The organism is Marinobacter sp., from assembly GCF_041686475.1.
Taxonomy (GTDB): Bacteria; Pseudomonadota; Gammaproteobacteria; order Pseudomonadales; family Oleiphilaceae; genus Marinobacter.
Window position 1 is genome coordinate 1 of record NZ_JAWLDU010000083.1, and the last position, 7,761, is coordinate 7,761.

Annotated in this window: 12 protein-coding genes; 7 read left to right on the forward strand and 5 right to left on the reverse strand. The window is 55.0% G+C overall.

The window, feature by feature from the left end:
- The first annotated feature begins 164 nt into the window (after positions 1–164).
- Complete coding sequence (locus tag ACESMB_RS13760) at positions 165–638, forward strand: ion channel (RefSeq protein WP_372971843.1); 474 nt, start codon at positions 165–167, stop codon at positions 636–638.
- Positions 639–647: 9 nt separating this feature from the next.
- Here the strand turns inward: ACESMB_RS13760 and ACESMB_RS13765 are convergent, their stop codons facing one another.
- Positions 648–1,484, reverse strand: a complete 837-nt coding sequence (locus ACESMB_RS13765) for a zinc-dependent peptidase (RefSeq protein WP_372926038.1) — start codon at positions 1,482–1,484, stop codon at positions 648–650.
- Positions 1,485–1,634: 150 nt separating this feature from the next.
- On the opposite strand from ACESMB_RS13765, the gene ACESMB_RS13770 reads away from it, so the two are divergent.
- From ACESMB_RS13770 to ACESMB_RS13780, 3 genes are all read left to right on the forward strand, one after another.
- Positions 1,635–1,772, forward strand: coding sequence for a hypothetical protein (locus ACESMB_RS13770; RefSeq protein ID WP_372926039.1), 138 nt, complete (start codon positions 1,635–1,637; stop codon positions 1,770–1,772).
- 27 nt (positions 1,773–1,799) lie between these two features.
- Complete coding sequence (locus ACESMB_RS13775) at positions 1,800–2,471, forward strand: SDR family oxidoreductase (protein WP_372971844.1); 672 nt, start codon at positions 1,800–1,802, stop codon at positions 2,469–2,471.
- A 99-nt stretch (positions 2,472–2,570) separates the two neighbouring features.
- Positions 2,571–2,765: an SPOR domain-containing protein gene (locus ACESMB_RS13780; protein WP_372926041.1), complete on the forward strand. Its 195-nt coding sequence runs from the start codon at positions 2,571–2,573 to the stop codon at positions 2,763–2,765.
- A gap of 74 nt (positions 2,766–2,839) precedes the next feature.
- Here the strand turns inward: ACESMB_RS13780 and ACESMB_RS13785 are convergent, their stop codons facing one another.
- From ACESMB_RS13785 to ACESMB_RS13795, 3 genes are all read right to left on the reverse strand, one after another.
- Positions 2,840–3,259, reverse strand: coding sequence for a universal stress protein (locus tag ACESMB_RS13785; protein WP_372926042.1), 420 nt, complete (start codon positions 3,257–3,259; stop codon positions 2,840–2,842).
- 267 nt (positions 3,260–3,526) lie between these two features.
- Positions 3,527–3,934 (reverse strand): DUF4168 domain-containing protein, encoded by a 408-nt coding sequence (locus ACESMB_RS13790; protein WP_372926043.1) that lies wholly within the window; start codon positions 3,932–3,934, stop codon positions 3,527–3,529.
- A 255-nt stretch (positions 3,935–4,189) separates the two neighbouring features.
- Positions 4,190–4,396 carry a cold-shock protein gene (locus ACESMB_RS13795; protein ID WP_027831301.1) on the reverse strand — a complete coding sequence of 69 codons (207 nt, stop codon included), beginning with the start codon at positions 4,394–4,396 and terminating at the stop codon, positions 4,190–4,192.
- A 493-nt stretch (positions 4,397–4,889) separates the two neighbouring features.
- Here ACESMB_RS13795 and ACESMB_RS13800 point away from each other — a divergent pair, with 493 nt between their 5' ends.
- From ACESMB_RS13800 to thpR, 3 genes are read left to right on the forward strand one after another with little or no spacing between them, the layout of a single operon-like run.
- Positions 4,890–5,213, forward strand: coding sequence for an antibiotic biosynthesis monooxygenase family protein (locus tag ACESMB_RS13800; RefSeq protein WP_372971845.1), 324 nt, complete (start codon positions 4,890–4,892; stop codon positions 5,211–5,213).
- On the forward strand, positions 5,214–5,804 hold the full coding sequence (locus ACESMB_RS13805) for a CPBP family intramembrane glutamic endopeptidase (RefSeq protein ID WP_372971846.1): 591 nt from the start codon (positions 5,214–5,216) through the stop codon (positions 5,802–5,804). It abuts the gene before it with no gap.
- Positions 5,797–6,381, forward strand: coding sequence for an RNA 2',3'-cyclic phosphodiesterase (gene thpR, locus ACESMB_RS13810; RefSeq protein WP_372971847.1), 585 nt, complete (start codon positions 5,797–5,799; stop codon positions 6,379–6,381). The genes ACESMB_RS13805 and thpR overlap by 8 nt, the downstream gene beginning before the upstream one ends.
- A gap of 84 nt (positions 6,382–6,465) precedes the next feature.
- Here thpR and ACESMB_RS13815 read toward each other — a convergent pair.
- Positions 6,466–7,761 (reverse strand): acyl-CoA dehydrogenase family protein (locus tag ACESMB_RS13815; protein WP_372971848.1); only part of this gene is annotated, 1,296 nt, incomplete at its 5' end.

A 7,761-nucleotide genomic window follows, 5' to 3' on the forward strand; every position in this document is an offset into this window, starting at 1 on the left:
CTGCAGGAAACCCAGCGCGAACTGGATGGGCGCAATGTACCGACGGTGATGCTTTATGGCCGGGTGGTGGAATACGTTAATATCAGTGAGGCAGAGCTTCAGGTTTACCTGGACAGGTTGGGTGTGAGGAGGTAAACGTAGTGAACGAAATTGAGACGTAAGCAATGGCAGAGTTTTTCGTGGGAGGCGAACTTATTGTTGTATCAGTCACCGCATTGGTGGTTGGTTTCGTCGTGGTTTTCCACTTCGAAGTGATCCAGGTGCTGAACCGTTACTGCCCCAGCCGGCAACTTCGGTCACCCAATCGGTTTCGAAACCGGCCGATCATACTGGCAAACATGTTTGCTTTATTGATCGCCCATGTGGTGGAGATCTGGCTGTTTGGATTAGCATTCTGGTATTTATTGAATCAGGATGGCCTCGGAGCTATCAATGGTTATGAAAATCTCAGCCTGTTGGACTGTGTTTACTTTTCTGCAGCGAATTACACTACAGTTGGGTGGGGGGATCTCGCGGCATCGGGGCATGTCCGGTTTCTGGCAGGCACAGAGGCATTGGTCGGCTTCATGATGATAACCTGGTCAGCCTCATTCAGTTATCTGGTCATGGCTCGCGCCTGGGGAAGCGACAATGATTGATGGTGCTGGTCATGGCCCGGCAGCCGGTCTTGCAGTTGTCATTGTGACCGGATCCAGTCGATAGAACCCGCAAAGCACGTCATAGACCTCCGGTTGCTGCTCTTTCAGATGGCCGGGCTGTTGAAAGAAAGTTTCCGTCAGCACCGCAAAAAACTCGGCAGGCTCCGTGGCGCCATAAGGGTCGAGCCATGGTTTCGTGTGATGGCGCAGTGAGTGCCGCAGATGTTCATAGGCCCGGGTCATGGTTTCCTGCCAGCGGCGGGCCTGTTCGCCACTGAGTGGCGGTGCGCCGTCGGCAGTGCCGTCCAGGTAATCAAGCTGGTGGGCAAATTCATGAAGGATCACGTTATGGTGCCCGGCAGGATTGACGGCTCCCTCTTCACACTGGGTCCATGCCAGCACCACCTGGCCATGGCTTGAGGCCTCGCCGGAGCGTATCTGATTGCTCTCGCTCACCACGATACCGTCGCTCTCAAGCGCCTTGACATGATACGCATCCGGATACACCAGGATGCTGCTAACCTCGTCAAAATCCGAGAAGTTGCGGGCAACGATTAACAGGCAGGCATGCCCGGCAATGGTGAGGCGCACGATGTCATCTATCGCAAATCCGTCGCAACCGTAGAAGGATTTTTCCGCCAGGAATAACTGCACGTGCTGTTCAAGCTGCTGCCTGAGGTTTGGGTGTAGCCTGTTGTAAGCAGGCACCTGAGTCTGGAGCAACTTTCGCCAGTGCGTCGGGAATGGCTTTTGAAGCTGCTTTTCCCGCCACCAGCCGCGATAGAAAAACAGATAGAACACCGAGAACCCGATAATGGCCAACATACAGAGGGTGTAGATCAGCATTGGCTGGGCTCCGGCCGGGGTTCAAGTGAATGGCTGACAGTGTAATTTGTATCGGTAGTCGTCACCAGACTCTACTGTGACCAACCTGCAGTGTTACCCTTGGGAAAAATCGATGTCGTTTGTCAGCCAGATCTTTTCTCGAGGCGAGCCATGGAAACCGAAATCGCTCCTCTGGATATGCTCATCAATAATTTCTACCTGGCGGGGATGGTGACTGTTATTGCACTGGTGATTATGATTGTTTTTGGCCGCTTCGAACGCGAGTTGGTTCCCGAGGAGAATCAGTAATTTCTTTCCACAGATCAGGAGGTTTCCATGTCTGCTAGCAAAACCGTTGTGATTACCGGCGCCAACCGTGGCATTGGCCTCGAGCTTGCACGCCACTACGCCGCTGAGGGCTGTGATGTGATTGGCGTTTGCCGGGAAGCATCTGCGGAGCTCGAAGAGGTGGCCGCCCGGATCATTGGTGGTGTGGATGTAACCACCGACAACGGCATTCAGAAACTGACCGATGGGTTGAGCGGGCAGTCCATCGATCTGTTGATCAATAATGCTGGCCTGTTGCAGGACGAAAAACTGGGCAGTATCGACTTCGACTCCATTCGCTCCCAGATGGAAATTAACGCTTACGCACCGCTGCGGGTGGCCGAGGCCCTGGTATCGCAGATTCCTTCCGGCGGCAAGATTGCCAACATCACCAGCCGCATGGGCTCTATTGCGGATAACGATTCCGGCGGCCGCTATGGCTACCGTGCCTCCAAGGCAGCGCTGAATGCATTCGGCAAGTCGCTGGCCATGGACCTCAAGCCCAAAGGGGTTGCCGTAGCCCAGCTTCATCCCGGCTATGTGCAAACGCGAATGGTGAACTTTGGCGGGCTGATCAGTCCCGAGGAGTCTGCAAAAGGGCTTGCAGCGAGGATTGCGGGATTGAACCTGGAGAATACCGGTTCGTTCTGGCACAGCAGTGGTGAGGAGCTGCCCTGGTAATAATAGATTCGCCGCGAGTATTTCTTTGAGTAATTTACAGTTATGCAATCTTCTCCTATTCTCAGGGGTGGTAGCCCGAACTATCTGGAGAATAGTCTGATGAGCAAAGCGCTGAACGGAACCTTTACCTCGAAGGAACAGGCGAAGAATGTTCGCGACGATCTGATCGCGATGGGAATTCCACAGGAGAATATTTATGTGGAGGATGAGCAGCAAGTGATCAGGGTGATGATCCCGACTGAAGAACGGAGAGAGATTGAGGAAGTCTTCGATCGCCACGGGGTGACATATTAGCCCGAGCCCTCGTAGCACATCACGGCTCTGACAGAAAAGGCAGCTTGCGCTGCCTTTTCTGTGTCGGGCCTATGCTAACGCACAACAAAGACAGAGACGTCACTGTGCCTGACAATGTTGGCGGCATTGGAGTGCAGGATATGCAACTTGTCCCCGATGCCGGGTGTATGGGATGCCATTACGACAAGGTCGGCCCCGTATTCCTCGATCACTTCGAGAAGTTTTTTCTCCAGCTCCACAGCAGTATCGGCAGTCTGGATAACTCTGCTTTCCGTGTCTATGCCATGGGCCTGGCCCTGCTCGGACGCAAAGGCAGCAAGCTTGTCTGCCAGTTCTTCAGGGTTGTGGGCTGCGGCTGACGGCGTTGTATTTGTAACAGTCACGTAGCAGAGTCTGGCCTGATATTGCCTGGCTATGTTGATGGCGGTATTCAGTGCTTTTGGCATCTTGTCGGTATGTGCCAGATCTACAGGCATCAGTATCTTGGTATACATGGGAGCCTCCGGGTGCGTTCAGAAAGCCAAAGGTATCTGCATGGCTCCAGAATCTCAGCGCGGAGCACAGGTTGTCAAAGTTAAAAGCGTTGCTGATGATTCAGTGTAGAAGAATACAGAGGGTCGGCCAGAAGAATGATACAACAGACATAAAAAAGGCAGCCGCAGCTGCCTTTACTGAACGTGATGGCTGATATTTAAACGTTAACGATGTTTTCTGCCTCAGGCCCGCTCTGGCGAGCGGGGAAACCGGCAGGACCATCTCGTTTACATACTGGCGGCTACATTGTTCAGCTCTTCCATCAGATCATCGTCGTTCTGGATCAGATAGCCAATTTCCTTGTACTGGGTGACGGAAAGGTCGTTGTCTTCAACAATGCTGGCCATTTCCATCCTGGCTTCTTCCATCATTTCGGCAACCTTCTCTTCATCACCGTCAGCCTCCATTATCTTCTCGCTGTAATCCTTGCGGGCTTCTGTCAGCGCCTTGGACGACTTGAGGAAGGCCTCCAGATGATTATTTTCCACGTCATCCGCAGACAGTTCTTCCGCTTCGTCAGCCACTTCATCAAGATACAGGTTATCGTGCTCTTCAGCGAGTGCGGTCGCACTGGCTCCCAGCATCAGGCCGGCTGCACACATCAGTGACGTAATATGGCGAATGTAGGCGTTCATGTAAGCACTCCTCTACTGTTTCACGCAGTCGTGATGAGCCACTAAAGCTATGACTCGTGAGTTCACAGTTACGATGTGTATCTGATGAAGACTTGCGGGGTCAACGAGTATGGACAGATGTTCATTGCAGGGAAACATCCTTATTTTTCGGATGTTCCATAAAAAAACCGCGAGTAATGTCGCGGTTTTTCGCCAGCATCGGACAGTGTTTTACACGGTTTCCGAGGCTGCCTTGTTAAACGTGCTGACTGTTATTCAAACAGCAACTACGTTTTCTGCCTGCGGGCCTTTCTGGCCTTCGGTAACGGTGAAGTCGACTTGCTGGCCTTCAGCCAGAGTCTTGAAACCGCCACCTTGAATAGCGCTATAGTGAACGAAGACGTCCGGGCCGCTTTCGCGAGTGATGAAGCCGAAACCTTTTGCTTCGTTGAAAAACTTAACAGTACCGGTAGTTGTAGACATAATCATAATCCTGAAATCGATAATTTAATGTGCCGCCAGACCATCTGAAATGATGACTGGTCAGCGTTGTGCGGAAACAAAAAACGCGCGGAATCAAAAACAGGACGGAAAACTACCAAAAACAACAGAGATGCGTCTTATTCGTGAAATGCTGTGCTAAATCTTTCCTACGAAACGCACTCTACCCTTTTGGACCCTTGATTGCCAAGTTTATTTTCATAGGCAATAACCGATGTGGCGTAAATCCGGAACATGGCACACCCGCGTGCCGGTTCGGTTTTGTTGCAACCGGGCGACAAGGTAAAGTCAGGGGATCTGGTCGAGCGAGTGGGTAATTCGGGCAATACCAGTGAGGCCCATCTTCATAGGCATGCTGTGGAAGGCAGGGTTTCACAACACGACAAGCTTGTGTGGGAAGCCGATGGCTGCCCATGAGTTTTGATGGCCGTTGCCTGATTCGCAATAATGATGTGATTAGGCAGGAGGAGAGTTGATGAAATATATCTTCGAGGTTCGTATCCGCGAGGGGCATACCGCCGAGGAATATGCCGATGCCTGGGTTCGTGCCAGCGAGATTATCCAGCAGGCGCCCGGCGCAAGAGGAACCGAACTGCACCGGAAAATGGATGACCCGAATGTGTTGATCGCCATCGCCAGCTGGGACAGCAAGACCGACCGGGACGCAATGGAAGGGCAGCATAACCCTGAGGTCGCTCGCATCATCCGCAGTGCTGCGCCATTCTGCGAGATTACTCCCCTCGGCGAATTTGAAGACCCCGAATGGGTTGTGATGCCGCCCGGCAAGCGGGGTAACTGAGTGGCCGGAACTGGAAAGCGCCCACAGATCTCGCCTCGCGCGGCGTTGATGTTCCAGGGTGGCATTGGGGTATTAGGCCTTGTGGTTATCGTTCTGTTCGGAATTCCGGTGCAGTTCGAAGGAATGAGCCTTGGCAGTGCCATCGTCTGGGGACTGGCGGGCAGCGTGGCGACCTACGCCGTGATAATGGTACTTACCCGGCTACCCTGGCTGCTTCGTGACAATCTGGAATCCCACCTGAAGCAGTTGCATCGGTTCGCCTGTGATTACTCCTGGCCTGTTCTGGTCACTTTGGCAGTTTTTGCCGGCGTGGGCGAAGAATTACTGTTCCGGGGCGCGATCCAGGGTTGGCTGGCGCAGCATGTGTCGGCAACTTTGGCTATTGTGGCAGCTTCTGTGCTGTTCGGGCTGGTGCACTACCTCTCGTTTACCTATTTTCTGGTGGCGACCGGGTTAGGGCTGGTACTGGGAACGGCCTATATGCTGACCGACAGCCTGCTGCTGGTGATGGTCTGGCACGGTGTGTACGACATGATTGCGCTCTATTGCCTGCGCAGGTATCCGGAATGGTTCGGGGTGCGGGTTGGATAAGACAGCAAGACTTCGCCTGTTCTTCGGGCTGGAAATTCCGGACCGAGTCAAGCATCGGCTGCTGGCCATCCAGCAACCAGTGGCTGGCGCGCGCTGGCAGCGGGCGGACCAGTTGCACCTGACCCTGGCGTTCCTGAGCAGTGTGGAGGCGGAGCGCCTTCCGGCCATTGCCGAGGCAGCCCGGAACCTGCCAGTAAAGCCGTTTGATCTTACCGTGACAGGAGTTGGCTGTTTCGGTGATCCTGATCACCCGAAGAATCTCTGGGCCGGGTTGCAACCGGTAAAGGAATTGGCCGGCTTGCAGGTCGCACTGAATGAACGGCTGGCATTGGCGGGGTTTCCTCAGGAGCAGCGCAGGTTCCGGCCGCATATCACGTTGGCACGGTTTAGCAGGAAGAGCGCCGGGTCGGTTAGAGAGGTACTGGGAGTGCACCGGGATATTCAGGCGGGTTCTTTCCTGGTGGAACGGATTGTCCTGTTTCGCAGTATTCAGGGTGCCCACGGATCCGTCTATGAAGTCCTGGATCGTTTTATTTTTGGTCGCCCGGCGGAAGAACCCAGGCTGCCCGCTGGATGAGCTTGCGAAGCATACTTTCGAGGAGTAGCTCAGGATTCCGGGTTCCCACTGCCGCTGCCCGGGTCAGCAGCAGTGGGGTACCGTCTAGGCCTGAACCCGGGCACGCTCGATAATGGCTCTGGTATCCATCCCGCCGGGCAATGTCCCGAAGGCTCTGCCCCAGTGACCATTGAGCCGGCTCGCCAAGAACGCATCACTGACGGCCGCAGGGGCGTAGCGCCGCAGCAGGCTGGCCTGCAGGGTGTGGGCCATCACCTCCACGGTATGGCGGGCCTCGCCCTGATTGTCGGGCAAACGGCGCAGGCGTTTTTCCAGGTCATCCGCGTGTACGGCAAGCCCTGGATCGTCACTCAGGCCCTGGCGGATTTCCTCCATTACGGCATCAACGGTTGCCGGTTCACGCTGGACTGCCCGTACAACATCCAGGCAGATAATATTGCCGGTGCCTTCCCAGATACCGTTCAACGGTGCTTCACGGTAAAGCCGCGCCATCAGGTGATCCTCGATAAAGCCGTTGCCGCCATGGCACTCCAGCGCCTCCACGACAAACATCGGGGCCTGCTTGCAGGACCAGTACTTGGCCATTGGCGTGGCAATGCGCGACAACAGGCGTTCATGTTCACTGGTGTCCTGATGATCCAGCGTGCAGGCCAGGCGCATGCCCAGCCACATCTGGGCCTCCGACTCCACCGCCAGGTCTGCCGCCACATTAGCCATGACCGGCTGGTCGATAATACGCTCGCCGAAGCTTGTGCGGCTGCTGGTATGGTGCAGCGCCTGGACCAGTGCTTGACGCATCAGGCCGGAAGAACCCACCGCGAAGTCGAGCCGGGTGTAGTGGGCCATTTCAATGATGGTGCGAATGCCCCTGCCTTCCGGGCCGACCATCACTGCGTGCAGGTCCTTGAATTCTACTTCGGAGGAGGCGTTGGAGCGATTGCCACACTTTTCCTTCAGGCGCTGGATACGTAAATTGTTGCGTGAACCATCCGGTAACCAGCCTGGCGCCAGGAAACACGATACGCCATTCTCTGTCTGCGCCAGCGTCAGAAAGACATCGCTCATGGGCACGGAAAAAAACCACTTGTGACCAGTAATCAGGTAATCCGCACCAGAACCGGTCCGGCTACCTGCCGGTCGGGCGGTACTCTGGGTTTTGCGCAGGTCCGAACCGCCCTGTTTTTCCGTCATCGCCATGCCGACGGTGATGGCTGACTTATCCCGGGCGTGAATAGGCCGGCTGTCGTAACCGGCACGCATGATCAGCGGCTCCCATTCGGCAGCCAGTGCCGGGTCGTGACGCAGTGCGCCAACAGAGGCGAAGGTCATGCCCATCGGGCAGCAGATTCCGTTTTCACCCTGGTTCCATAGATAACTCAA

Coding starts and splice junctions, on each gene's coding strand:
- ACESMB_RS13760 (WP_372971843.1), top strand. CDS start 165: ATGGCAGAGTTTTTCGTGGGAGGCGAACTTATTGTTGTATCAGTCACC.
- ACESMB_RS13765 (WP_372926038.1), bottom strand. CDS start 1,484: ATGCTGATCTACACCCTCTGTATGTTGGCCATTATCGGGTTCTCGGTG.
- ACESMB_RS13770 (WP_372926039.1), top strand. CDS start 1,635: ATGGAAACCGAAATCGCTCCTCTGGATATGCTCATCAATAATTTCTAC.
- ACESMB_RS13775 (WP_372971844.1), top strand. CDS start 1,800: ATGTCTGCTAGCAAAACCGTTGTGATTACCGGCGCCAACCGTGGCATT.
- ACESMB_RS13780 (WP_372926041.1), top strand. CDS start 2,571: ATGAGCAAAGCGCTGAACGGAACCTTTACCTCGAAGGAACAGGCGAAG.
- ACESMB_RS13785 (WP_372926042.1), bottom strand. CDS start 3,259: ATGTATACCAAGATACTGATGCCTGTAGATCTGGCACATACCGACAAG.
- ACESMB_RS13790 (WP_372926043.1), bottom strand. CDS start 3,934: ATGAACGCCTACATTCGCCATATTACGTCACTGATGTGTGCAGCCGGC.
- ACESMB_RS13795 (WP_027831301.1), bottom strand. CDS start 4,396: ATGTCTACAACTACCGGTACTGTTAAGTTTTTCAACGAAGCAAAAGGT.
- ACESMB_RS13800 (WP_372971845.1), top strand. CDS start 4,890: ATGAAATATATCTTCGAGGTTCGTATCCGCGAGGGGCATACCGCCGAG.